This is a genomic window from Chelatococcus albus, from assembly GCF_030067675.1.
Lineage (GTDB): Bacteria > Pseudomonadota > Alphaproteobacteria > Rhizobiales > Beijerinckiaceae > Chelatococcus_A > Chelatococcus_A albus.
On the sequence record NZ_JASJEV010000002.1, the window covers coordinates 172,825 to 197,097 of the forward strand.

Below are 24,273 nucleotides of genomic sequence, written 5' to 3' on the forward strand. Positions count from 1 at the left end.
GCGCCTCGGGCAAGCGGCCGGCCGACGAGGAGTAGCCCATGGATGCGCATGACGCCCGTTTCGAGGATCGGCTGACGGTGGTGGCCGGAGAGATCGAACGCCTGCTCGACAGCCTGCTTGCCGGCGAGCCCCAGGCGGGGGAGATCGCACGTCCGCCGCGGCTCGTCGAGGCCATGCGCTATACGGTGCTCGGCGGGGGCAAGCGGCTGAGGCCCTTCCTCGCCGTGGAGGCCGCCCGGCTTCTCGGGCGCGCCGGGCCGGGCGCCCTCAGGGCGGGCGCAGCGATCGAACTCCTGCACTGCTATTCCCTCGTGCACGATGACCTGCCGTCGATGGACGACGATGACCTGCGGCGCGGCAAGCCGACCCTGCATCGGGCCTTCGACGAGGCGACCGCGATCCTCGCGGGCGACGCCCTGCTGACGCTCGCCTTCGACGTCCTGGCCGACGCGCCGACGGACGAGGATGCGACGGTGCGCGCCGAACTCGTGCTCGGCCTCGCCCGCGCCGCCGGGCTCGGCGGCATGGTGGGCGGGCAGATGCTCGACCTCGCCGCCGAGGGCCGCTACGCGGCCGGACCTCTCGGCCTGGGCGACATCCGCCGCCTCCAGGCGATGAAGACGGGGGCGCTCATCGCCTTCTCGGTCGAGGCGGGGGCCATCGTCGGGCGGGCGAACGAGGGGCAGCGCACGGCGCTGCGGGCCTATGGGCGGGCGCTCGGCGCCGCCTTCCAGGTGGCCGACGACATCCTCGACCGCGAGGCGAGCGCCGAGACGCTGGGCAAGCGCGCCGGCAAGGATGCGGAGAAGGGCAAGGCAACGCTCGTCGACGCGCTCGGGCTCAAGGCCGCCAGGGCGGAGCGCGACCGCCTCGCCGGGGAGGCTGTCGCCGCCCTTGCCCCCTTCGGGGCGGCAGCCGACGCGCTGCGCGCCGCCGCCCGCTTCGCCGCCGAGCGGCAGTCCTGAGCCTCAGACAGTCACCTGCGTGCCGACCTCGACGACGCGGCCGGTCGGGATCTGGAAGAAGTCGGTCGCGTCGTTTGCGTTCTTGGCGAGCGCGATGAACAGGCGATCCTGCCACAGGGGCATGCCGGACTGTGCCGCCGGGCGGATGGAGCGCCGCGACAGGAAGAACGACGTCGCCATGATGTCGAACTTGAAGCCGAGCTTGCGCAGGATGGCGAGGCCCTTCGGCACGTTCGGCGTCTCCATGTAGCCGAAAGTCATCTCCACCTTGGTGAAGCCCTCGGCAATGGGCTCGATGCGCACGCGCTCCTCCTCTGGCACGCGCGGCATGTCCGCCGTGCGCACGGTGAGGATGCAGTTCTTCTCGTGCAGCACCTTGTTGTGCTTCAGGTTGTGCAGGAGGGCCGAGGGGGCCGTGTCGGGATCGCTCGTCAGGAAGACGGCAGTGCCCTTGATGCGGTGCGGCGGGCTCTTCTCCAGCATCTGCACCAGCTCGGCGAGCGGCACGTCGACCTTGCGCGTCTTCTCGAAGAGGATCGCCGTCCCCTTCACCCAGGTCCACATCATGAGAATGAGCAGGCCGCCGAGCATGAGCGGCACGTAGCCACCCTCGACAACCTTGAGGAGGTTGGCGCTGAGGAAGAGCGAATCGATGAGGAAGAAGGGCAGCATGATCGCGACCGCTGCCCACAGCGACCACTGCCAGGCCTTCCAGATGACGACGAAGGCCATCATCGCCGTCACGACCATGGTGCCCGTGACGGCGATGCCATAGGCGTGGGCGAGCGAGCTCGACGAGCGGAACATCACGACGAGCATCAGCACGCCGACCATGAGCAGGCCGTTGATGCGCGGCATGTAGATCTGGCCGGAATGGGCCTCGGAGGTGTGGCGGATCTCGAAGCGGGGCAGGAGGCCGAGCTGGATCGCCTGGCGGCTGAGGGAGTAGGCGCCCGTGATCACCGCCTGGCTCGCGATGACGGTGGCGGCGGTGGCGAGTATGACCATGGGCAGGAGGGCCCAGCCGGGGGCGAGGAGGTAGAAGGGGTTCTCCAGCGCCGAGGGATCATTGAGGACCAGCGCCGCCTGGCCGAAATAGTTGAGGGCGAGCGCGGGAAAGACGAAGGCGAGCCATGCGAACTGGATCGGCCGGCGCCCGAAGTGGCCGAGGTCGGCGTAGAGCGCCTCCGCACCCGTCACCGCCAGGAAGACCGCGCCAAGCGCGAGCAGGCCGCCGATGCCGTGCTCGGCGATGAACTCGACGGCATAATAGGGGTTGAGCGCCCGCAGCACCTCCGGTCGCTCGATGATAAGCGGCACGCCCATGGCGGCGATGGCGGCGAACCAGACGAGCGTGACGGGGCCGAAGAAGGCCGCCACGCGCGCCGTGCCGTGGCTCTGCACGAGGAAGAGGCCCAGGATGATGCCGACGGTCAGGGGCAGAATGGAGTGCTCGAAGGCGGGCGTGACGATCTTGATGCCTTCCACCGCCGACAGCACGGAGATGGCGGGTGTGATGATGGCGTCGCCGTAGAACAGCGCCGCGCCGACGATGCCGAGGCCGAGCATGAAGGGGGCGGCGCGCCCCACCGACTTGCGAGCGAGTGCCATGAGCGAGAGTGTGCCACCCTCGCCCTTGTTGTCGGCATGCAGGAGGATGAGGACGTATTTGACCGTGACGATGAGAAACAGCGCCCACAGGATGAGCGACAGGACGCCGTAGACCTCCTGCGTCGTCACGATGCCGTCAGCGGCCGCCGGAGCCATGGCTTCGCGGAAGGCGTAGAGCGGGCTCGTCCCGATATCGCCGTAGACGACCCCGATCGAGCCGAGGGTCAGCGTCCAGAATCCGGCGGTGGAATGCCCCGCGCCGTCCTCCTCCTTCACGCCTGCGGCCACTGATTTCGGGATATCCATCTGCGATGTGTCCGCTGCCTTCGCGGCGGAGACTGTGGGGTGGTCCGTACCCATATGACGAGAGCCCGTCGCGTTGGCCTTACAGAGGGTCCTTCACCGACAGTCAGCTGGCAAGAGTGGCAGCGATGGCCGTCGGCCGTGTTCGCGTGGCGCTCGTCCGGCGCCAATGTCGGCGGGCGTCTTTAGCACAGACGGTCGCGAGGACAAGCACCCCAGGGACAATTCGTCGGCAGGGTGGATGTTTCGCGGCACGTGCGGTCGGGCGTTGGCGCCGGGTTCGCGCCCCCGGGGTCAGCGCCTTTCGGCGGGGAGCGCCCCGGAATCGCCAAAGAACAGGGCTCCGAGCGCCACGGCGGCAGCCGCGCCGACGAGCTGGGCCAGGAGGAAGACGGGTGCGTCGGAAGGCCGGATACCCGCGAAGGTCGCCGTCAGGGTGCGGGCGAGCGTGACAGCCGGATTGGCGAAGGACGTCGAGGCGGTGAACCAGCAGGCCGCCCCGACCACGAGGCCGACGACGGCGGCCACCGCCGGTGGCCGGAAGCGCATCGCACCGAGGATGGAGAGGACGAGGACGGCCGTCGCCACGACCTCCGAGAGCCACTGGCCGGGGCTGGTGCGCGGCTTCGGGGAAAGCCGCAGGAGCGGCAGGTCGAACATCGCATGGGCGGGGGGGACGCCGGCCACGGCGCCGGCACCTGGGCCGCGGCATGGGCCGCGGCCTCCCGGCCCGACAGCGCGTCGCGCGCGAGCATGACACCGCTCACCGCCGGATTGAGATGCGCGCTGGAGACCGGCCCGAGGATGGTCACGAGCACGACGAGGATGGCGACCGTCGGGAGGGCGTTGCCGAGGAGGGCGAGGCCCGCGCTGCCGCCGGCCAGCCTCTCCGCCACGATGCCGGAGCCCACGACGGCAGCAAGCAGCATGGCCGTACCGAGGGCTTCGGCGAGGACCCGGCGCGACAGGGAAGGGCTCATGGCGCTTCGCCGCCGGCTTCTCCCCCCTCGGTATCGGCAGCCGTTCGCGGCCCGCCGGTGCCGCCAGTGCCGCCGGGCATCGCCCCGATGGCGCGCAGCCGCTGTTGCAGGGCGAGCCGTTCGATCCCGGCGAGCGGCAGGTTGACGAAGGCGAGGATGCGCCGCTCCAGCATGCGATAGGCCTCGGCGAAGGCCGCGCCCACCTCCGCCGGCGTGCCGTCCGCGGCGGCCGGATCGGGGATGCCCCAATGGGCCGTCACCGGGTGGCCGGGCCAGACGGGGCAGGCCTCGCCTGCGGCGTCGTCGCAGACGGTGAAGACGAAATCCATCGGCGGGGTCGCGGGACCGGCGAACTCCTCCCACGACTTGGAGCGGGCGAAAACCGTGTCGTAGCCGAGCTCGGCGAGCACCTGCAACGTCATGGGATGGACGGCGCCCTTCGGCCGGCTGCCGGCGCTGTGGGCCTTGAAGCGGCCCTCGCCGGCGCGGTTGAGGATGGCCTCGGCCAGGATCGAGCGGGCGGAATTGCCGGTGCAGAGAAAGAGCACGTTGAAGGGGCGGTCGGGCATGGCGGGTTCTCCGGTGCTCGGCTTTTCCGACGGTACGCCGCAGGGAGCGGCGGGAAGCCGCCGGGCAGCGGTGCGCAGGCCTCGGGCACGCCGTCGCAACAGTCACCCACGAGACGGGAGACGAGGCGGCCCAGGGCGTCGAGATCGGCGCGGTAGATGACGGCGCGACCGTCGCGCGCGGCGGTGACGAGACCGGCCCGGGCGAGCACGGCGAGATGGGCCGAGAGCGTGTTGTGCGGCACGCCGCAGCGGCGCGCCAGCTCGCCGGCGGGCAGGCCCTCGGGCTCGGCCTGCACGAGGCGGCGGAAAGCATCGAGGCGCGTCGCCTGGGCGAGTGCGGAGAGCCCTGTCAGGATGGGGGCGGCGTCGCGGATCGAAGCGTCCATATGTCCGGACATATGGACGCTTCATGACAGGCGCGTGACAGCCTCCAGGACCCCGCCTATTCGGCCGCCTTGCGGCCGGCCAAGCCGAAGCGATCCTCGATGTAGGCGGCGACCATCGCCTTGAAGTCGGCGGCGATCGAGGGGCCGCGCAGGGTCGCGGCCTTCTTGCCGTCGACGAAGACCGGCGCAGCCGGGCTCTCGCCCGAGCCGGGCAGGGAGATGCCGATGTCGGCATGCTTCGATTCGCCGGGGCCGTTCACGATGCAGCCCATGACGGCGACATTGAGCGTCTCGACGCCAGGGTAGCGTGTCTTCCATTCCGGCATGGAGGCGGCGATCCAGTCCTGGATGTCGCGGGCGAGCTCCTGGAAGACCGTCGAGGTCGTGCGCCCGCAGCCCGGGCAGGCGGCGACGAGCGGCACGAAGGTGCGAAAGCCCATGGTCTGCAGGAGTTCCTGCGCCGCCTTCACCTCGAGCGTGCGGTCGCCGCCGGGTTCGGGCGTCAGCGAGAAGCGGATCGTGTCGCCGATGCCCTCCTGCAGCAGGATGCCGATGGCGGCTGATGAGGCGACGATGCCCTTCGAGCCCATGCCCGCCTCGGTGAGGCCGAGGTGGAGCGCATAGTCCGAGCGGCGCGCCAGCTCGCGATAGACGGCGATGAGGTCCTGCACCGCCGAGACCTTGGCCGAGAGGATGATGCGGTCACGCGAAAGCCCGATGTCCTCGGCACGCTCGGCCGAGAGGAGGGCCGAGCGGACCATGGCCTCGCGCGTCACGGCGCGGGCGGTGAGCGGCTGGGCGGCGCGGGCGTTCTCGTCCATGAGATGCGTCAGCAGCTCCTGGTCGAGCGAACCCCAGTTGGCGCCGATGCGGACCGGCTTGCCGTGGCGGATCGCCGTCTCGATGATCATGCCGAACTGCCGGTCCTTCTTCTCCTTGAAGCCGACGTTGCCGGGATTGATGCGGTACTTGTCCAGCGCCTCGGCGCAGGCCGGATGGTCGGCGAGGAGCTGGTGGCCGATGTAATGGAAGTCGCCCACGAGCGGCACGGTGACGCCGAGCCGTGCGAGCCGGTCGCGGATGTGCGGCACGGCGGCGGCGGCCTCGCCGCGGTCCACCGTGATGCGCACGAGTTCGGAGCCGGCGCGGGCAAGGGCCGCGACCTGGCGCACCGTCGCCTCGACGTCGGCCGTGTCGGTGTTGGTCATCGACTGGACGACGATGGGCGCGCCGCCGCCGACAACGACGGACCCGACGCGCACGCCGACGGTGCGTTGACGGGAGGCCGGCCCGGCCTCTGGCACGAAGTCTGAAGGCGCGAAAGTCATGACCGTCGTTAGCTGCGCCGCCCGGCGGCATCCGTCAAGCGCGATGCGTCGCCGCGTCCCGCCCGGCCCGCCTGCGGACGGCAATGGGCGCACAGGCCGGCGATCTCCACGACCTGGGTGCGCGGGGCGAAACGCGCCTTGTCGAGCACCTGCGTCAGCGCGCCGCCGACCTCCGGCGAGCAGGCCTCGTCCACGCCCCCGCAGCTCTCGCAGATGAGGAACACGACGAGCTCGCCCGGTGCGTGCCCGTGCGGGCAGGCGACGAAGGCGTTCTTCGTCTCGAGCTTGTGCACGAAGCCGTGCCCGAGCAGGAACTCGAGGGCGCGGTAGACGGTAATGGGCGCCACGCGCCGCTCGTCCTTCTCGGCCAGCAGTTCGGCAAGGTCGTAGGCTCCGAGCGGACGATGCGTGGCGTAGAGGGCTTCCAGCACATGGCGGCGGATCGGGGTGAGGCGGATGCCGCGCTCGCGGCAAACCTCGGCGACGGCCGCGATCGCATCGGGTGCCTCGGCGGCGCGCGTGGCGGCATGTGCGCAGGACCCGTGTGCGTCGTGGGCATGGTCGCGATCAGCGTGGCCAGGTTGTTCGCTCGATGCTCTCACGGTGTCCTCTCACGGCCTTCCGGCAGCCTTGCGATCAATGTAACGTCTCGCGCCGGGAATGGCACGACCCCGCGCCGCGGCGTGAAGTCGTCCGTCGAGCCATGCCCGAACACGCCTGCAGCCATGCATTCGCACGCTTGTCTTGGGATATTGCGCTGCACAACCTAGATAGTGCTTCCGGCGCCTTTCGCCAGGACGTCATCTTCGAGGAGCGATCTCATGACGTTGAAGTCCCGCACCGCGGTCGTCACCGGCTCGACCAGTGGCATCGGCCTCGCCATTGCGCGGGCGCTCGCCAAGGAGGGCGCCAATGTCGTCATCAACGGCTTCGGCGACGCCGCCGCCATCGAGAAGGAGCGGGCGGGCATCGAGCGCGAGTTCGGCGTGAAGGCGCACTATTCGCCCGCCGACATGAGCAAGGGTGCGGAGATCGCCGGCATGATCGCCGAGGCCGAGCGCGACTTCGGCTCGGTCGACATCCTCGTCAACAACGCCGGCATCCAGTTCGTCTCACCGATCGAGGAATTCCCGGTCGAGAAGTGGGACGCTATCATCGCCATCAACCTCTCGGCCGCCTTCCACGCCACGCGCGCCGCCGTGCCGGGCATGAAGAGGCGCAAGTGGGGCCGCATCATCAACACTGCCTCGGCGCACGCCCTCGTCGCCTCGCCTTTCAAGTCGGCCTATGTGGCGGCCAAGCACGGCATCGCCGGCCTCACCAAGACGGTGGCTCTCGAAGTGGCGACCGACGGCATCACCGTCAATGCCATCGCGCCCGGCTATGTGTGGACGCCGCTCGTCGAGAAGCAGATTCCCGACACGGCCAAGGCGCGTGGCATCAGCGAGGAGGAGGTCAAGAAGAACGTGCTTCTCGCCGCGCAGCCCACGAAGGAATTCGTCACCGTGGACGAGGTGGCGGCGCTCGCCGTCTTCCTCACCTCCGACGCGGCGCGCTCGATCACCGGCACGGTGCTGTCGATCGACGGGGGCTGGACCGCGGCATGACGGGGCGGGCGCGCCAGGCGAACGACCGGCCGCGGGGCATCGCCGGGCCCAAGGCCGAGAAGACCGTTTCCTTCGCCCTGCAGGGCGGCGGCGCGCACGGTGCCTTCACCTGGGGCGTGCTCGACGCAGTGCTGGAGGACGGGCGCCTCGCCATCGAGGCGATCTCCGGCACGAGCGCCGGCGCCATGAACGCCGTGGTGATGACGGAGGGCTTCCTCGAGGGCGGCATCGACGGGGCGCGGGCGCAGCTCGAAACCTTCTGGCGGCGCGTCAGCCGCGACGGTTCGCTGCCCGACGTGCAGCGCTCGCTGATGGAGAAGGTGCTCGGCTTCTGGAACGGCGAGGAGGGGCCGGGCCTCCTGTGGTTCGACGTGGTGTCGCGCGTGGCGAGCCCCTACGACCTCAACCCGCTGAACCTCAATCCCGTGCGCGGCGTGCTCGAGGATCTCATTGACTTCGAGAAGGTGCGCGCCTGCGAGGACGTGCGCCTGTTCATCGCCGCCACCAACGTGCGCACGGGCAAGATCAAGGTCTTCGAGGGCAGGGAGTTGACGGCCGACCATGTCATGGCCTCGGCCTGCCTGCCCATGGTCTTCCAGACGGTGGAGATCGACGGCACGCCCTACTGGGACGGCGGCTACATGGGCAATCCGGCCCTCTATCCCCTGTTCTACAGCACGGCCAGCGACGACGTGATCCTCGTGCAGATCAACCCGATCGAGCGCAAGGAGACGCCGCGGTCGGCGCGCGACATCCAGAACAGGCTGAACGAGATCACCTTCAACTCGAGCCTCCTGCGCGAATTGCGCGCCATCGACTTCGTCACGCGCCTGATCGACAGCGGCAAGCTGTCCAAGGACGACTACAAGCGGGTGCTCATGCACCGCATCGACGCGGATTCGATCGCCGAGCACGTGACCGCGGCCTCGCGCCTGACGGCCGAATGGTCGCTGTTCGTCAATCTGCGTGACCACGGCCGCAAGGCCGCTCGCGCCTGGCTGAAGAAGAACTATGATGCCATCGGCGCGAGGGGGACGCTCGACCTGCGGGAGACCGTGGATTGACACCGAAGACGCTGATCGTCGTGGAGCGCGGCAGGGCGGTCCTCGAAGTTGCGCAGGGCGACATCACGCGCCTCGACGTCGACGCCATCGTCAATGCGGCGAACCGCACGCTGCTCGGCGGCGGCGGGGTCGATGGCGCCATCCATCGTGCCGCCGGGCCCGAGCTCCTCGCCGAATGCCGCATGCTCGGCGGCTGCGAGACCGGCGAGGCCAAGATCACCAAGGGCTACCGCCTGCCGGCGCGGCACGTGATCCACACCGTGGGCCCGGTGTGGCAGGGGGGCGAGGCCGACGAGGACCGCCTGCTTGCCTCCTGCTACCGCAAGAGCCTCGCGCTCGCGGCCGCGCACGGGCTCTCCTCAATCGCCTTCCCGGCTATATCGACGGGCGTCTACGGCTTCCCGCCCGAGCGCGCGGCGCCGCTCGCCGTAGGGACGGTGGTGGAAACGCTCGTCGAGTACCCGATCGGACGCATCGTCTTCTGTTGCTTCTCGGACGAGAGCACGCGCCTGCATGTCACGGCGCTCAAGGCGCACGCAGGGCCCACACCGTGGTCTTCTTGATCTCGCTGTCCTCGAGCTGGCGCGTCACCGGCACCGCGTAGGTGGCGAGCGGCGTCAGGCGCTCGTGCGGGAGGTAGCTGCGGCCGGGATCCCCGACGAGCACGGTCGCGCCGCGGCGGGCGAGGGCGTCCAGCCAGTCGATGACAGCGCGCGCCATGTCGCGCTCGTAGCAGACATCGCCGGCGAGGACGGCGTTCCATCCCTCGTCGCGGCCGACGAGATCGCCGAGGCGTGCCGTCACCGCGACGCCGTTCGCCGCGGCATTGAGGGTGACGGCGGCGGTGGCGAAGGCGTCGATGTCGCAGGCTTCGACCTCGGCCGCGCCGGCCTTCATCGCAGCGATGCCGACGAGACCCGATCCCGTGGCGAAATCGAGCACGCGCCGTCCCGCCACGAACGCCGGGTGGTCGAGGAGGTAACGCGCGAGCGCCTGCCCGCCGGCCCAGGCGAAGGCCCAGAAGGGCGGCGGCAGGCCGAGCTCGCCCAGCTCTTCCTCGGTCTTCTGCCACAGTTCCGTCGCCTCGTCGGCGAGGTACAGGCGGATCTCCGGTGCGTGCGGCACAGGCAGCAGCCGCGTGTGGGCGCGGATGAAGGCGGCGCGGTCGAGAATGGGAGCGGCGTTGCCCGGCATGGGGCCCTTGTGTCGCGCCGCGGCGCCGGGCGCAAGGCCGAAGGCGGGGCGGCGTGGCGCGGCTACATCGTCGCGCCGACGACCCAGGGCACGAATTCGGCGTCGCCGTAGCCGAGTTCTTCCGATTTCGTGTGCTCGCCGGAGGCGACCGCGAGCACCTTCTCGAAGATCTCGCGGCCCTTGTCGGCGATGGAGACACCGTCGAGCACGTCGCCGCAGTTGATGTCCATGTCGTCGATCATGCGGCGGTAGATCTCGCTGTTGGTGGCGAGCTTGATCGAGGGCGTCGGCTTGCAGCCGTAGGCCGAGCCACGGCCGGTCGTGAAGCACAGCACGTTGGCGCCGCCCGCCACCTGCCCCGTGGCCGCAACGGGGTCGTAACCGGGGGTGTCCATGTAGACGAAGCCCCTGGCCTCGACCCGCTCGGCGTAGTGGTAGACGCCGCGCAGCGTCGTGGTGCCGCCCTTGGCGGAGGCGCCGAGGGATTTTTCCAGGATGGTGGTGAGCCCGCCCGCCTTGTTGCCCGGCGAGGGGTTGTTGTTCATCTCCATCTTGTTGCGGGCGGTGTAGTCCTCCCACCAATGGATCATGGAGACGAGCTTCTCGCCGATCTCGCGGCTCGCCGCGCGGCGCGTGAGGAGATGTTCGGCGCCATAGATCTCCGGCGTTTCGGAGAGGATCGCCGTGCCGCCGTGGCGGACGAGGATGTCGACGGCGGCGCCGAGCGCCGGATTGGCGGTGATGCCGGAATAGCCGTCGGAGCCGCCGCACTGCAAGGCCAGCACGAGTTCGGAAGCCGGCACCGTCTCGCGCCGCACGTCGTTGACGATGGGCAGCATGTCGCGGATCGCACCGACGCCAGCCTCCACCGTCCTGCTCGTGCCGCCCGTCTCCTGGATCGTCATGGAGCGGAAGGTGTCGCTCTCGACGATGCCGTAGGCTTCCTTCCAGCGCGCGATCTGGAAGCCCTCGCAGCCGAGGCCCACCATGACGACGCCGCCCATGTTGGGATTGGTGGCGTAGCCCCATTGGGTGCGCTTCAGAATCTCGTAGCCCTCGCCCTTGACGTCGAGGGCGCAGCCGCCGCCGTGCACCAGCGGAATGACGCCGTCGATGTTGGGATAGCCGGCGAGGAGGCCGGAGCGGTTGATCGCCTCGGCCATGAATCGGGCGACCGAGGCCGAGCAGTTCACCGAGGTGAGGATGCCGATGTAGTTGCGCGTGCCGACCCGCCCGTCGGCCCGGCGGAAGCCCCGGAAGGTGGCGCGTTCGGCGACGGGCAGGATCTCCTCGTCCCGCGCGTCCTCGGCGAAGCGGTAGTCGCGCGCGAAATCGTGCATGACGACATTGTGCTCGTGCACCCACTCGCCGGCTTCGATCGGCCGCGAGGCGCAGCCGATGATCTGGCCGAACTTGAGGATCGCCTCGCCCTCGGGGATGGGGCGCGTCGCCATCTTGTGGCCGCGCGGCACGCGCACGCGCGCCGTGACCCCCTCGACCACGCCGCCGGGCTCGATGGCGTCGACGGCAACGACGACGTTGTCGGACGGGTGCAGGCGGATGCAGCGGGGCGTGACGGGGCGATCCATGGTCTTTCCGTTCCTCCGTTGGACGGCGCCTTCGCGACCCGGCGCTCTTGTCGATCATCTCTTTTCAATCGTTTTATATTGGGTCGGCGGCGCGACGGCGAGCCCCTTGCCGCAGGCCGCGGCGTCACGCCGCGAGGATGACGCCGTTGCGCAGGAGAAAACAGCCGTAGGGGCGCCGGTCGCCCACCTGGACCACGGCGAAGGCCTGTCTCGCAGCGGCATAGAAGGCATAGCGCTCGATGCCGACGAGGGGGAGCGGCCGCCCGGCGGCGCGGTCGATCTCCGCCTGCACCTCCTCCTGGATCGGCGACACGGCGGCGGGGTTGTCCACGACCTCCATGCGGCGCACCGGATCGCGCACGAAATCGTCGATGGGCATGAGCGAGAGCACGGCGCGCGCGACGCGGGCGACGGTGAGGCCGGGCAGGCGCACGAGGCGGCCCGAACTCGTGGCGGCGGCGATCGCCTCGGCCGGGAAGTTGGCGTCGACCAGTGCGAGGTCGTCGCCGTGACCCATGGCGGCAAGGAGCCACAGGAGGTCGGGCGTCAGAACGGGATCGATGTCCTTCAGCATGTGAGGCGTCCACGGCTGTGCAGATAGACCCGCGCGGCGTTGCCACCGAGGATCGCAGCGCGCTCGCTCGCACCGAGCGGGGCGACGAGGGCGAGCGCTGCCTCGCGCCAGCGGTCGTAGCCGCCGGCGAGGTTCACCACCGGCCAGTCGCTGCCCCAGAGCAGGCGTTCGGGCCCGAAGACGGCGAGGAGATGGTCGACATAGGGGCGCAGGGCCGCGACCGTCCAGTCCGGCCCTGCTTCCGTGGCGAGGCCGGAGAGCTTGCACCAGGTGTTCGGCCGCGCCGCCACCGCCGCCATGTCGGCGCGCCAGGGGTCGAGGCGCCCGTCGCGGATGGTGGGCTTGGCGCCGTGGTCGAGGACGACCGTGAGTTCCGGATGCCGCGCGAGGAAGACGAGAAGGCGCGGCAGATGCCGCGGCAGGACGAGCGCGTCGAAAACGAGGCCGTGGGCGACGCAGGCGTCGAGCGCCGGCGCGAGGTCCGGCCGCAGGAGCCAGTCGTCGTCGGCGATGTCCTGCACCATCGGGCGCAGACCGACGAGAAGCGGATCGGCGGCGAGTCCGGCGATCACGTCGGCCGCGTCAGGCGCGGCGAAGTCGGCCCAGCCGACGACGCCGGCGACGAAGCGCGTCCGTGCCGCCTCGTCCAGAAGAAAGCGGGTCTCGGCCACCGTCGGCGCTGCCTGTACGAGGATGGTGCGCGCGATGCCGTGGCGGTCGAGGAGGGGCGCGAGGTCGTCCGCGCCGAAGTCGCGGTAGAGCGCCGCGAGATCGGGCGTGAGCCAGCCGTAGTCGCCGCGCGCGAGGCGCCAGAAATGCTGGTGCGCGTCGACCAGCACGGGAGGGGTCACGGCGGCGGCGCTCAGGGCGTCGGCACGTCGGGGGCGATCAGCCCCTCGGCCTTCAGGTCGCGCCACAACCCTGCCGGCACGGGGATCGCGAGGGTCGCGACGTTGCGCGCGACCTCCTGCGGCGTGACGGCGCCGAGGACGACGGAGGCGACTGCCGGATGGCCCAGGGGAAAGTGCAGGGCGGCCTGCGGCAGCGCGACGCCGTGGGCGCGGCAGACGGCCTCGATGCGCCGCACCCGCTCGAGGATCGCGGGCGGCGCCTCCGCATAGTTGTAGCGCGCGCCGGGCACCGCGCCGGTCGCGAGAATGCCGGAGTTGAACACGCCGCCGAGCAGGATGCCGATGCCCTTCTCCTGCGCCAGCGGCAGGAAGCGGCCGAGCGCCTCCTGCTCGAGCAGCGAATAGCGCCCGGCGAGCAGCATCACGTCGAAGTCGCCGGCCCCGGCGAAGCGCAGGCACATCTCGGTCTCGTTGACGCCGATGCCGATCGCCTTCACCGCGCCTTCCGCGCGCAGGCGATCGAGGGCGCGGTAGGCCCCCTCCATCGCTTCGCGGAATCGCGCCTCGATGGCGTCCGGCCCATGCGTCCACACGTCGACGTCGTGGATGAGCAGGATGTCGATGCGGTCCGTGCCGAGGCGGATGAGCGACTGCTCGAAGGAGCGCAGCGCGCCGTCGTAGGAATAGTCGATCACCGACCTGTGCGGCAGCCCGCCGGCGAAGCCTGGCGCCGCGACGCCCTCGCCCACGGCCGAGCCGCCCGCGCCGCGCGGGTCCATCCAGCGCCCGACCTTCGTCGACAGGACGAAACTGTCGCGTGCGAAGCGGCGCAGCGCGGTGCCGCAGCGATGTTCGGCGAGGCCGTTGCCGTAGTGGGGCGAGGTGTCGACGAGGGTGATGCCCGCCGCCACTGCAGCCTCGACGGTCGCCACGGCCGTGGCGTCGTCGAGCTTCGTGTAGAGGTCGCCCAAGGGCGCGGCGCCGAAGCCGACGACGGTGACGGGCAGGCCCGTGCGCCCCAGCGGGCGGGTGGGCAGCCGCGCGCTGTCGGAGGCGGGGCTCGCAAGGGACATGCTCAACCTCCCTTGACGGCTCCGGCGGTCAGGCCGGCGACGATCTGGCGCTGGGCGAAGACGGTGAGCAGCAGCACCGGCAGGGTGACGATGAGGGCGGCCGCGGCGAGCGGCCCCCAGCTCAGCTGCTCGAAGGAGATCATGTTGTAGACGGCGACGGGCAGCGTGCGCGTCTCGCGCCCGGCGAGAACGATGCCGAAGACGAAGTTGTTCCAGGAGAAGATGACGGCGAGGATGAAGGCGACCGTCACCCCCGGCTTGGCGATGGGCAGGGCTACGTGGCGGAACACCTGCCAGCGCGTGGCGCCGTCGATCACCGCTGCCTCCTCCAGCTCCAAGGGCGTGGTCTCGAAATAGCCGATCATGATCCAGATCACGATCGGTACGGTGATGACGAGATGGATGATGATCTGCGGCCAGAGCGTGCCCATGAGGCCGAGCCACTGGAACAGAAGGAAGAGGGGGATGAGGTAGGACAGGCCCGGCGTCATGCGCGCGATGAGCACGACGATCGCCGATTTCGTCGCCTTCATGCGGGCGATGCCGTAGCCGGCCGGCACGCCCACGAGGAGGCCGAGGAGGGTGGCCGCGCCCGTGACCACGATGCTGTTGAGGAAGAACTGCGGGAAGCGGTTCGATTCGAGAACGTCGAGGTAGTTCTTCCAGGCAAAGGTCTCGGGAATGAGGATCGGCGGATAGGCGGCGTTGTCGACCTCGTATTTCAGCGACAGCGACAGCATCCAGACGAAGAAGAGCACGGCCGGTGAGACGAGCACCAGGACCGCGAAGGCAAGGCCGGCACGTTGCAGCAGGGTGCGAAGCATCATCGGAACAGCACCGTCATATCGCCGCTCCCGCTTCCGTCCATTTCGTGCGCTGGCGCAGGTAGAGCAGCAGCACGGACAGGCCCACGACGAGGGTGAAGAACACGACGGCGATGGCCGAGCCGTAGCCGACGTCGTAGTAGGCGAAGGCGACGCTGTAGAGATAGAGGTTGATGGTCTCCGAGGCCGTGCCCGGCCCTCCTTGCGTGATGGCGTAGATGATGTCGAAGCTCTTCAAGGCGTCGATGGTGCGGATGATGGCCGCCACCATGAGGAAGGGCGCGAGCATCGGCAGGGTGATGTAGCGGAACATCTGCCAGCGCCCGGCGCCGTCGATGAGGGCGCTCTCGTAGGGCTCCGTGGGGATGGCCGCGAGCCCGCCGAGCAGGATCAGCATGACGAGCGGCGTCCACTGCCACGTCTCGACGAGGACGAGCGAGGGAATGACCGTCACCGGGTGGAAGACCCAGAGCTGAGGCGGGATGCCGACGAGCGACAGGAGATAGTTGAGCACGCCGAGCTCGGGGTGGAACATCATGGTCCACACCAATGCGATGGCCACGGGCGTCGCCATCATCGGCATGACGAAGAGGCCGCGCAGGAAGCCGCGGGCCGGAAAGCGGGCGTGGAAGACGAGGGCGGCGAGCGTGCCGAGGACGAGCGGCAGGATGACCGCGAGCACCGTGTAGACGAGGGTGTGCACGACCGCCTCGCCGAAGCGCGGATCGGTGGTCAGGCGCAGGTAGTTGGCGAGCCCGACGAAGCTCGACGCGCCGCCGATCTTCCATTCGTGCAGGCTCATCCAGATGGTGAAGACCCAGGGGAAGACGATCACCGACCCGACGACGATGACCGCCGGCAGGACGAAGGGCCAGTAGGCGGCCATGCGGCGGCCGGCGGTCGGCTGTTCGGCGGCCGGTCGCGCCTCGCCGGCCGCCTTCTCCATGACGAGGTCGCTCATCACCGATGGCTCATGCGCGCTCGCTGCGCTCCAGCACCGGCTTGAACTGCTCGGTCGCCTTCCTCATCTCGGCGGCTGGGTCGCCACCCGAGAGCGTCGCGGTGAGGCCCGTGCCGATGATGTCACGGAACTCGGTGACCGGGATGACCACCGGCAGGCCGAGGCGGCTGATCTTGGCCGATTCCGCGACCGCATCGACCCAGGCCGCCGGCATTTTCACGCCCTGGCGGATCTCGGCGTCGTTGAGCACGGAGTGGCGGAAGGGCACGCCGGAGCCGGTCTGCAGGAGCCGCCCGCCCATGAGCTTCGAGATGGCCCACTGGCAGTAGAGATAGCCGGCTTCCTTCTTCTGGCTCGCCTCGGTGACGCCGATGCCGTCGCCGAAGGTGGCGGAGGCGCGGGTCTTGGGACCGCGCGGCATGACGCCGTAACCCACCTTGCCGACGACGCGCGACTTCGTCGGGTCCTCGAGGGGCGGCGCGAAACCGACGCCGTCGAGCCACATGCCGATCTTGCCCTGCAGGAAGGCCGACTGGCATTCCGACCAGTTGAAGCCGGCGACCCCCGGAGGGGCGGCCTTGGTGAGGAGGCGCTGGTAGAGCTTCGCCGCCTCGATGGCCTCCGGCCCGTCCGTGAGGAGATTGCCGCTGGCATCGACCGGATCGACGCCGTGGCCGAGGAGGAAGCTCGTCCACACCGGCACATTGGCGTTGCGCAGCCCGCGGGCCACGAAGCCATAGATGCCTTCCTTCGGATCGGTGAGGGCTTCGGCCGCGCGCACCATGTCGTCGAAGGTCTCGGGATACTGCAGGCCCTTCTTCGCGAAGAGCTCCTTGTTCCAGTAGACGATCCAGTAGTCGACCGAGAAGGGCAGGGAGCGCATCTCGCCCTGCTGGTTCCTGGCATAGAGGAGGCCGGCGGAGGAGAAGTCGCTTTCGGTGAGCGTCGCCTCGGTCAGGCTGGCGTCCTTCAGGAAGGCCGAGAAGTCGGCCAGCCACTTCGCCTTCTCGAACTGCCGCTTCTGCACGTGGTAGCTCAGGTGCACCACGTCGAAGCTCGGTTTGCCGGACGTAAGCTCGATGACGGCCTTCTGGCGCTGCTGCTGCTCGGGGATCTGCTCGGAGGCGACCTTGATGCCCGTGAGCTCGGTGAACTCCTTCTCGTACTTCTGCAGGATGTCGCCGCGCGGGCTCTTGATGAGGTTCACCTCAAGCGTCGAGCCGGAGAATTTCTTCCACTGAGGCTCGGCGCGCGCCAGCGGAATGCCGGCGAGGCCTAGCGAGCCGGCGGCGAGCGTCCCCGTGAGCAACGAGCGCCGGGTCAGTCCACTGTCGAACATGTGCAGCTTCCTCCCCCTGAGCATTGTCCGCCGAGGTGATGCCAACCCGGCGAGGAACATGCTCAATCTCTAAAGCGTTGGACGCATTTTTCCGACCGAGCTGGATCGGAGAGCGCTGAGCGGCCGCTTGGCACGGCGCTTGTGGGCATTCTTCAACAGTGCCCCGGCTCTTGCAAGCCCATTATGCGCGCGCTAACATGTCAGTCGTAGATCGGTTGTGGGATGGCGCATGCGCAAGGTGGAAGAACGCTTCGGGCTGTCGGCGGCGCTGACGCTGCCCGTCGGCCCGGCAGATGAGATCGATCACGCACGGCTTGCGGCGCACGCCCGCTGGTGCCTCGACCACGGCTGCGACAGCGTCACCGCCTTCGGCACGACGGGAGAGGGGGCGTCGGTCGGGCTCGCCGAGCGCGAGCGCGTCTTCGCCGCCTTCGCCGCCGCCCGCATCGCGGGGGGCGACGTCGTCGGCGGGATTGCGGCGTCCGCCGTGACGGAGGCGGCCGGCCAGGCGCTCATGGCGCTCGACTTCGGTTGCCGGGCGCTGCTCCTGCCGCCGCCCTTCTACTTCAAGGGAGTGGGCGATGCAGGCCTCTTCGCTTGGTTCGCGCGTCTCTTCGAGGCGCTCGGCGGCGCGGCCCGCGGCGTCATCCTCTACAACATCCCATCCGTCACGCAGGTGCCGCTGTCGCTTGAGCTCGTGGGGCGGCTGCGGACGGCCTTTCCCGAGGTGATCGCCGGCGTGAAGGATTCCTCCGGCGACTGGCCCTACACCGAGCGTCTCCTGGCCGGGCACGGCGACCTCGCCGTCATGATCGGCGACGAGCGCCACCTGGCGGAGGGGGTGAGGCGCGGCGCGCAGGGGGCGATCTCGGGCCTCGCCAACGTCTGCCCCGAGACGCTCGTGCCGATGGTGCGGGAGGGGCGCGGCGACCGGCGCGTCGAACGACTGGTCGACGAGCTGTTGAAACATCCGGTCATTCCGGCGGTGAAGGCGCTCGTCGCCCACCGCACCGGCGATGACGCCTGGCTGGCGGTGCGCCCGCCGCTCATCTCGTTGAGCGCGGCGGATGCACGGCGCCTCGGATCGTTCTATGACACGATCTTCGCGGCGGAGGCGGCCTGAAGCGAGGGGAGGGCGAGCGGTGGAGAGGCAGAGCGACGAGAGAGTGCCTCTCAAGCTGCGCGAGAGAGCCTATGACAGCTTCACGCGCCATCTCCTCGCCCACGACGTGCGGCCGGGTCAGTTCGTCTCGCAGCGCGAGCTTGTCGAGCTCACCGGCCTGCCGCTCGGCGCCATCCGCGAGCTGGTGCCGCGGCTCGAGGCCGAGGGCCTCATCAAGACCGTGCCGCAGCGCGGCATGCAGATCGCGCACATCGACGTCAACCTGATCCGCGACGCCTATCAGTTCCGCCTCTTCCTCGAGAAGGAGGCGGTGATGCTCTTCGTGCAGACGGCGTCGGACGAGGACATCGCGGAGCTGCGCGCGGCCCACGAGGAGATCCTCGCCCGCGTCGAGAGGGAGGGCGAGACCCCCGAGCTCATTGCCGATGCCCAGGCCGTGGACTGGAACCTGCATGACACGATCATCGACGCGCTCGGCAACGTGATCATCGCCAAGGCCTATCGCGTCAATTCCATCAAGATCCGGCTCATCCGCCAGGAGCTGACGCGCATCAGCGGCCTCGTCGCGTCGGTCATGCGCGAGCATCTCGGCATCATCGCCGCCATGGAGACGCGCGATCCCGCCAAGGCGGCGGAGGCGCTCGCCGCCCACATCACGAATGCCCGCAACCGCGCCATGGGGCTGCGGTAGCGAGGGCGGCCCGGTCCGCCCTGTCCCCGTCCGCCCGACGCAGAGGACACCGACGCCGGCATGCAGGCGGGCCGCAATGCAATGTGTCGCCGATACTGGCGAAGACGCTGCGAATCAGGCAGTTAACCTAGCGTTAACCATAAACTTCCAAGCTGATCTGGCTTGCGGACAGAAGGGGTCCCGCCATGGTCGACACGGTGCTGGAAGTTCGGGCAGCCCGAAGCGACGTCTCCGCGCGAGACGCCGACCATCCCTACGTTTGGGCCGTGCCTCTCGTCTACGACGTGCTCCGGTCCGCCTACTACACCTGGCTGCCGGCGGATACCGAAACGGCGGAACGGCTGACGCGGCTGCACGGCGCCATCGTCGTCATGGCGCTTCTCGACGTGCCCGTCGAGGACCAGCGCGCGGTCCTCGACCGCTTCCTCGACCTGTGTGGCCGGGCTTCGATCGGCACGGCACGGCTCGAGCGTCTGGGGCAGGCGGTGATGGACGAGCTGACCACCGTCATCGCCATGCGCAACCGCCGTTCCCCGCGCACGCGCATGCAGCTCGCCGGCGAGATCGGCGGCCGCCTCGGGACGCCGCGCCCGCCCCGCGTCGCTCTCGCCGCCTGATCGCGCCAGCCGCGATCCGGGACCGCGGCGTGCGAGGATCGGGCGCCGGCTTGCCAACGGTGCCCGGGCTGCGACGTGAGCGGCGCCCGGTCAGGAGCCGGGCCGGTCAGAAGGCCTTGAAGGTGATGATGGTGCGGGTGTCGGCGATCTCGGGGATCGTCTGCACCTTCTCGGCAACGAAGTGGCCGATGTCCACGTCGCTGTCGACGTGGAACTTCACCAGGATGTCGAAGTCGCCGGCGGTCGAATAGATCTCGGAGGCGATCTCGCGGTCGGCGAGCTCGGTCGCCACGTCGTAGGTCTTGCCGAGCTTGCACTTGATCTGGACGAAGAAGGTCTGCATCGGGGGCTCCGAGGCGAATCGCTTCGCCCACTCTACTCGTCCGGCACGACGGCTGTCGCCTCGATCTCGACGAGGGCGTCGGGCTCGACGAGGCGCGACACCTCGACCACCGCCATGGCCGGGAAATGCCGGCCGATCACGGCGCGATAGACCTCTCCGATGGCGCGCAGGCTCGCCCGGTAGGCGTCCATGTCGCAGACGTACCAGGTCAGGCGCACGAGATGTTCGGGCCCGGCGCCGCCGGCCGCCAGCACGGCGCGGATGTTCTCGAGCGTCTGGCGGACCTGGGCGACGAAGTCGGCCGGGAACCGGCCCTCGCGGTCCCAGCCCACCTGGCCGCCGGTCAGGACGAAGCGCCCCTTGGCGGCCATGCCGTTGGCGTAGCCCCTCGGCTGGGGCCAGCCCGGCGGCAGGAGCGTCGCGTGCGGGGATCGCGGCGCGCGGGCCGCGGCGTCGGCCTCGGCCCTGGCGGTGCGTTCGAGCATCAATGGTCTCCTCACGAGGCGAGGGCGGTCGGCGAGCCGTCGCCCTCGGCGGCGATCCGGCGCAGCACGAAGCGCTGCAGCTTTCCCGTCTCGGTGCGGGGCAGCGCGTCGACGAAGGCGACGACGCGCGGATATTTGTAAGGGGCGATCTCCGCCTTCACGTGGTCCTGCAGGGCCTTGACCATCGCCGCATCGGCCGCGTGGCCGGGCTTGAGCACGACATAGGCCTTGACGATCTGGCCGCGCTCCTCGTCGGGGGCGCCGACGACGCCGCATTCCTGCACGGCCGGGTGGGTGAGGAGAGCCGCTTCCACTTCGGGGCCGGCGATGTTGTAGCCGGCGGAGACGATCATGTCGTCCGAGCGCGCCTGGTACCAGAAATAGCCGTCGGCGTCCTGCAGATAGGTGTCGCCGGTGATGTTCCAGCCGTTCTGCACGTAGCGGCGCTGGCGCTCGTCGGCGAGGTAGCGGCAGCCGGTCGGGCCGCGCACGGCGAGCCGGCCGACGGAGCCGGGCGGCAGGTCGCGGCCGAGGTCGTCGACGATCTTGGCCTCGTAGCCGGGCACGGGCAGGCCGGTCGCGCCGGGGCGGATCTTCTCGACAGGCGCGCTGATGAAGATGTGCAGCATCTCGGTCGCGCCGATGCCGTCGAGGAGGGGCAGGCCGGTTGCCTCCTTCCAGGCCTCCCAGGTCGCCTTGGGCAGGGCTTCGCCGGCCGAGACACAGATACGCAGCGTCGCGGTGTCGCCCGGCTGCAGCCGGGCGAGAAGCGCGCGGTAGGCGGTCGGCGCGGTGAAGCACACGGTCGGCCGGCAGCGGCGGAAGACATCGACGAGTTCGTCCGGGCCCGCCCGCTCGAGAAGGATGGACGAGGCACCGACGCGCATGGGAAAGAGAACCAGGCCGCCGAGGCCGAAGGTGAAGGCGAGCGGCGGCGAGCCGGTGAAGACGTCGTCCCGGTTCGGGCTCAGCACGTTGCGCCCGTAGGCGTCGCAGATCGCCAGCATGTCGCGGTGGAAGTGCATGGTGCCCTTGGGCTCGCCCGTCGTGCCCGAGGTGAAGCCGATGAGGCAGACGTCGTCCGCCGCCGTCGGGCAGGCGGTGAAATGGGGCGAGGCGGTGCGCATCAGCGCGAGGAGGTCGTCCGTCCGGCCGGAGCCCACGGGCACGATCGTTCCCAGGATGCCGATCTCCTCCTTCGTCTTCACGAGCTCGTCGAGGAGCCGGTGGTCGCACAGGGCGAGGCGGATCTCGGCCTTGCGCACCATGTAGCCGAGTTCCTTGGCGCGCAGCAGCGGCATGGTGGCGACCACGACGCCGCCGGCCTTGAGCACCGCGAGGTAGCAGGCGACGAGGAGGGGATTGTTCGGGGCGCGCAGCAGCACCCGGTTGCCGGGGACGAGGCCGAAATCGCGCACCAGGACGTTGGCGATGCGGTTCACCTTGTCGGCGAGCTCGGCATAGCTCCAGCGCTCCGTCGGCGAGCCGACGGCCGGGCGGTCGCCCTCGCCGGCGGCGATCCACTTGTCGAGGAGCTCGCTCACGCAGTTGAGCCGCTCCGGATAGACGAGCTCGGGCCTCGTGAAGAGGAAGTCCGGCCACTCGTCCCTCGGCGGCAGGTGATCCCTGGCGAAGGTGTCGACATGAGCGGTGTAGGCTGCCATCCCTGCCTCCGGTCCTTGTCTCGTTCGGGCGGTCGGTGCCGGCCGCGGGCCGCTCAGCCAGCCGCGGCGGCCCGGCCCTGCTGCGCGGCGAAGTCGGCGAGCGCGCTCTTGGCGATGACGACCTTCTGCACCTCGCTCGCGCCCTCGTAGATGCGCAGCGCCCGGATTTCGCGATAGAGCTCCTCCACCTTGACGCCGGCGGTGACGCCGAGGCCGCCGTGCATCTGGACGGCACGGTCGATCACCCTCTGCGCGCTCTCGGTGGCGACGAGCTTGGCGAGCGCCGCCTCGCGCGTCACGCGCGGCGCCCCCTGATCCTTCGTCCAGGCGGCGCGGTAGACGAGGAGGGCCGCGGCGTCGATGTCGGCCGCCATGTCGGCGAGCGCTCCCTGGGTCATCTGCAGGTCCGCGAGCAGGCCGCCGAACATCTTGCGCGACGAGGCGCGCGCCAGCGCCTCGTCGAAGGCGCGGCGGGCGAGGCCGAGAGCCGCGGCCCCGACGGTGGAGCGGAAGACGTCGAGCGTCGCCATGGCGATCCTGAAGCCGTCGCCGCCGGCGCCGATACGGTTGGCGAGCGGCACGCGGCAGGCGTCGAAGCGGAGCGTCGCGAGCGGATGGGGGGCGATGGTCGCGATGCGCTCGGCAATGGCGAGGCCGCGCGCATCCGCCTCGACCAGGAACGCCGACAGGCCCTTCGCCCCCGGCCCCTCGCCGCTGCGCGCGAAGACGACATAGTGGTCGGCGATGCCGCCGTTGGAGATCCAGGTCTTCACGCCGTCGAGGCGCACATGATGGGCCCCGTCCGGGGTCGCGGTCGTCGTCATGGCCGCGGGGTCGGAGCCGGCCTCGGGCTCGGAGAGGGCGAAGGCTGCGATGCGTTCGCCTGCCGCCACCCCCGGCAGCCAACGGCGCTTCTGCTCCTCGCTGCCGAAGAGCGACAGGGGCCCCGTGCCGAGGCCCTGCATGGCGAAGGCGAAGTCGGCGAGGCCGCTCGCATAGGCAAGCGTCTCACGCGCGAGGCAGAGGGTTCGCACGTCGAGCTGCTCGCGCGCGCCGCCGTAAGGGGCCACGACGGCGTGCTTGAGGAAGCCCGCCTCGCCGAGCGCCCGGACGAGCGCCTGGCAGGAGGCATCGACGTCGTGGTGCTCGACGAGGCCCGGCACCTCGGCGGCCGCGAAGGCGGAGATGCGGGCGCGGAAGCGGCGATGGGCGTCCTCGAAGAAGGGCCAGCCGAGGAACGAGGTATCAGGCATGGGGCGCCTCCCCGCGTGGTGTCGCGCCGCGCATCTCAGTCGCCCCCGAACACCGGCTGCCGTTTCGCCGCGAAGGCCTGATAGGCGCGGGCGAAGTCCTTGGTCTGCATGCACACGGCCTGGGCCACGGCCTCGGCCTCGACGGCGGCCTCGACGCTCATCGCCCATTCCATCTCCAGCATGCGCTTCGTCATGGCATGAGCGAAGGTCGGTCCCCCGGCGATTTCGCGCGCGAGGTCCTGCGCCGCCGCAAGCACTGCGTCCGGCTCGACGAGGCGGTTGAGGAAGCCCCAGGCGAGCGCCTCCTCGCCCGGCAGGGTGCGGCCGAGGTAGAGGAGTTCGGCGGCGCGGCCCTGGCCGACGATGCGCGGCAGCATGGCGCAGGCGCCCATGTCGCAGCCGGCAAGGCCGACGCGATTGAAGAGGAAGGCGATCTTCGTGCGCGCCGTGCCGAGGCGCAGGTCGGAGGCCATGGCCATGATGGCACCGGCCCCGGCGCAGACGCCGTCGATCGCCGCGACGATGGGCTGCGGACAGGCGCGCATGGCCTTGACCAGCTCGCCCGTCATGCGTGTGAAGGCGAGAAGCCCCGGCATGTCGCGCTCGACGAGGGGACCGATGATCTCGTGCACGTCGCCGCCGGAGGAGAAGTTGCCGCCCGCGCCGGTGACGACGAAGGCCTTCACGCTGTCGTCCTTGGCCGCGGCGCGGAAGAGGTCGACGAGCTCGGCGTAGCTGTCGAAGGTCAGGGGGTTCTTCCTCTCCGGCCGGTTGAGCGTGATCGTCGCCACCCTGTCCACGACCGACAGGAGGAAATGCTTCGGCCGGTAGCCGCCGAGCGGCAGGGTCACGGCATTGGCGGCAACGGTCATTCACGCG

Annotated in this window: 25 protein-coding genes and 2 pseudogenes; 7 read left to right on the plus strand and 20 right to left on the minus strand. The window is 70.0% G+C overall.

Translation table 11 applies throughout. The features are described 5' to 3' along the window. Positions 1-38: 38 nt before the first annotated feature. Entirely contained in the window at positions 39-965 is a 927-nt protein-coding gene (locus QNA08_RS04400; protein WP_283739469.1) for a polyprenyl synthetase family protein, read from the plus strand. A 3-nt stretch (positions 966-968) separates the two neighbouring features. On the opposite strand, the gene QNA08_RS04405 is transcribed toward QNA08_RS04400, so the two are convergent. The 7 genes and pseudogenes from QNA08_RS04405 to QNA08_RS04430 all read right to left on the minus strand — a co-directional run bounded on the left by QNA08_RS04405 (position 969) and on the right by QNA08_RS04430 (position 6,744). Continuing rightward, positions 969-2,882, minus strand: a complete 1,914-nt coding sequence (locus QNA08_RS04405; protein WP_283739470.1) for a potassium transporter Kup — start codon at positions 2,880-2,882, stop codon at positions 969-971. A 291-nt stretch (positions 2,883-3,173) separates the two neighbouring features. After that, positions 3,174-3,566: an aquaporin gene (locus QNA08_RS18965; RefSeq protein ID WP_340321665.1), complete on the minus strand. Its 393-nt coding sequence runs from the start codon at positions 3,564-3,566 to the stop codon at positions 3,174-3,176. Positions 3,567-3,634: 68 nt separating this feature from the next. Then, positions 3,635-3,859: pseudogene (locus QNA08_RS18970) on the minus strand (aquaporin); the annotation flags it as partial. Next, entirely contained in the window at positions 3,856-4,428 is a 573-nt protein-coding gene (locus QNA08_RS04415) for an arsenate reductase ArsC (protein WP_283739471.1), read from the minus strand. The pseudogene QNA08_RS18970 and the gene QNA08_RS04415, both read right to left, overlap by 4 nt. Before the next feature lie 47 nt (positions 4,429-4,475). Further along, positions 4,476-4,814: pseudogene (locus tag QNA08_RS04420) on the minus strand (ArsR/SmtB family transcription factor); the annotation flags it as partial. A 56-nt stretch (positions 4,815-4,870) separates the two neighbouring features. Next, positions 4,871-6,142, minus strand: a complete 1,272-nt coding sequence (gene ispG, locus QNA08_RS04425) for a flavodoxin-dependent (E)-4-hydroxy-3-methylbut-2-enyl-diphosphate synthase (RefSeq protein WP_283739472.1) — start codon at positions 6,140-6,142, stop codon at positions 4,871-4,873. A gap of 8 nt (positions 6,143-6,150) precedes the next feature. After that, positions 6,151-6,744, minus strand: a complete 594-nt coding sequence (locus QNA08_RS04430; RefSeq protein WP_283739473.1) for a Fur family transcriptional regulator — start codon at positions 6,742-6,744, stop codon at positions 6,151-6,153. A gap of 219 nt (positions 6,745-6,963) precedes the next feature. On the opposite strand from QNA08_RS04430, the gene QNA08_RS04435 reads away from it, so the two are divergent. Genes QNA08_RS04435 through QNA08_RS04445 form a run of 3 tightly spaced genes read left to right on the plus strand, consistent with a single transcriptional unit; the run spans position 6,964 to position 9,376 of the window. Continuing rightward, on the plus strand, positions 6,964-7,749 hold the full coding sequence (locus tag QNA08_RS04435) for a 3-hydroxybutyrate dehydrogenase (protein ID WP_283739474.1): 786 nt from the start codon (positions 6,964-6,966) through the stop codon (positions 7,747-7,749). Then, on the plus strand, positions 7,746-8,813 hold the full coding sequence (locus tag QNA08_RS04440; RefSeq protein ID WP_283739475.1) for a patatin-like phospholipase family protein: 1,068 nt from the start codon (positions 7,746-7,748) through the stop codon (positions 8,811-8,813). The genes QNA08_RS04435 and QNA08_RS04440 overlap by 4 nt, the downstream gene beginning before the upstream one ends. Then, the gene (locus QNA08_RS04445; protein ID WP_422679857.1) at positions 8,810-9,376 is read left to right on the plus strand and encodes an O-acetyl-ADP-ribose deacetylase; all 567 of its coding nucleotides are present in this window, start codon (positions 8,810-8,812) and stop codon (positions 9,374-9,376) included. The genes QNA08_RS04440 and QNA08_RS04445 overlap by 4 nt, the downstream gene beginning before the upstream one ends. Here QNA08_RS04445 and QNA08_RS04450 read toward each other — a convergent pair. The 8 genes from QNA08_RS04450 to QNA08_RS04485 all read right to left on the minus strand — a co-directional run bounded on the left by QNA08_RS04450 (position 9,339) and on the right by QNA08_RS04485 (position 17,218). Further along, positions 9,339-10,007 carry a class I SAM-dependent methyltransferase gene (locus QNA08_RS04450; protein ID WP_283739476.1) on the minus strand — a complete coding sequence of 223 codons (669 nt, stop codon included), beginning with the start codon at positions 10,005-10,007 and terminating at the stop codon, positions 9,339-9,341. The genes QNA08_RS04445 and QNA08_RS04450 overlap by 38 nt on opposite strands. A 62-nt stretch (positions 10,008-10,069) precedes the next feature. Beyond that, a complete protein-coding gene (locus tag QNA08_RS04455) occupies positions 10,070-11,596 on the minus strand; it encodes a UxaA family hydrolase (RefSeq protein ID WP_283739477.1) in 1,527 nt (508 codons plus the stop codon). A gap of 124 nt (positions 11,597-11,720) precedes the next feature. Next, positions 11,721-12,170, minus strand: a complete 450-nt coding sequence (locus QNA08_RS04460) for an RbsD/FucU family protein (protein ID WP_283739478.1) — start codon at positions 12,168-12,170, stop codon at positions 11,721-11,723. Next, positions 12,164-13,021, minus strand: coding sequence for an amidohydrolase family protein (locus tag QNA08_RS04465; RefSeq protein WP_283739479.1), 858 nt, complete (start codon positions 13,019-13,021; stop codon positions 12,164-12,166). Before QNA08_RS04465 ends, QNA08_RS04460 begins: the two co-directional genes overlap by 7 nt. A gap of 11 nt (positions 13,022-13,032) precedes the next feature. Next, on the minus strand, positions 13,033-14,094 hold the full coding sequence (locus QNA08_RS04470) for an aldo/keto reductase (RefSeq protein WP_283739480.1): 1,062 nt from the start codon (positions 14,092-14,094) through the stop codon (positions 13,033-13,035). Positions 14,095-14,096: 2 nt separating this feature from the next. Next, positions 14,097-14,921, minus strand: coding sequence for a carbohydrate ABC transporter permease (locus QNA08_RS04475; protein ID WP_283739481.1), 825 nt, complete (start codon positions 14,919-14,921; stop codon positions 14,097-14,099). A gap of 13 nt (positions 14,922-14,934) precedes the next feature. Beyond that, the gene (locus tag QNA08_RS04480) at positions 14,935-15,879 is read right to left on the minus strand and encodes a carbohydrate ABC transporter permease (RefSeq protein WP_283739482.1); all 945 of its coding nucleotides are present in this window, start codon (positions 15,877-15,879) and stop codon (positions 14,935-14,937) included. Between the two features lie 10 nt (positions 15,880-15,889). Further along, the gene (locus tag QNA08_RS04485) at positions 15,890-17,218 is read right to left on the minus strand and encodes an ABC transporter substrate-binding protein (RefSeq protein ID WP_283739483.1); all 1,329 of its coding nucleotides are present in this window, start codon (positions 17,216-17,218) and stop codon (positions 15,890-15,892) included. A gap of 229 nt (positions 17,219-17,447) precedes the next feature. Between QNA08_RS04485 and QNA08_RS04490 the strand changes: the two genes are divergently transcribed. From QNA08_RS04490 to QNA08_RS04500, 3 genes are all read left to right on the plus strand, one after another. Continuing rightward, on the plus strand, positions 17,448-18,341 hold the full coding sequence (locus QNA08_RS04490; RefSeq protein ID WP_283739484.1) for a dihydrodipicolinate synthase family protein: 894 nt from the start codon (positions 17,448-17,450) through the stop codon (positions 18,339-18,341). Positions 18,342-18,360: 19 nt separating this feature from the next. Beyond that, positions 18,361-19,032, plus strand: a complete 672-nt coding sequence (locus QNA08_RS04495) for a GntR family transcriptional regulator (protein WP_283739485.1) — start codon at positions 18,361-18,363, stop codon at positions 19,030-19,032. Between the two features lie 185 nt (positions 19,033-19,217). After that, positions 19,218-19,649: a hypothetical protein gene (locus QNA08_RS04500; RefSeq protein ID WP_283739486.1), complete on the plus strand. Its 432-nt coding sequence runs from the start codon at positions 19,218-19,220 to the stop codon at positions 19,647-19,649. Between the two features lie 106 nt (positions 19,650-19,755). Here the strand turns inward: QNA08_RS04500 and QNA08_RS04505 are convergent, their stop codons facing one another. Genes QNA08_RS04505 through QNA08_RS04525 form a run of 5 tightly spaced genes read right to left on the minus strand, consistent with a single transcriptional unit; the run spans position 19,756 to position 24,266 of the window. Next, positions 19,756-19,992: an Lrp/AsnC ligand binding domain-containing protein gene (locus QNA08_RS04505; RefSeq protein ID WP_283739487.1), complete on the minus strand. Its 237-nt coding sequence runs from the start codon at positions 19,990-19,992 to the stop codon at positions 19,756-19,758. Positions 19,993-20,024: 32 nt separating this feature from the next. Continuing rightward, complete coding sequence (locus QNA08_RS04510) at positions 20,025-20,477, minus strand: RidA family protein (RefSeq protein WP_283739488.1); 453 nt, start codon at positions 20,475-20,477, stop codon at positions 20,025-20,027. Between the two features lie 11 nt (positions 20,478-20,488). After that, a complete protein-coding gene (locus QNA08_RS04515; RefSeq protein WP_283739489.1) occupies positions 20,489-22,141 on the minus strand; it encodes a benzoate-CoA ligase family protein in 1,653 nt (550 codons plus the stop codon). Positions 22,142-22,194: 53 nt separating this feature from the next. Further along, entirely contained in the window at positions 22,195-23,394 is a 1,200-nt protein-coding gene (locus tag QNA08_RS04520; protein WP_283739490.1) for an acyl-CoA dehydrogenase family protein, read from the minus strand. Positions 23,395-23,429: 35 nt separating this feature from the next. Continuing rightward, positions 23,430-24,266, minus strand: a complete 837-nt coding sequence (locus QNA08_RS04525) for an enoyl-CoA hydratase family protein (protein WP_283739491.1) — start codon at positions 24,264-24,266, stop codon at positions 23,430-23,432. Positions 24,267-24,273 lie beyond the last annotated feature (7 nt).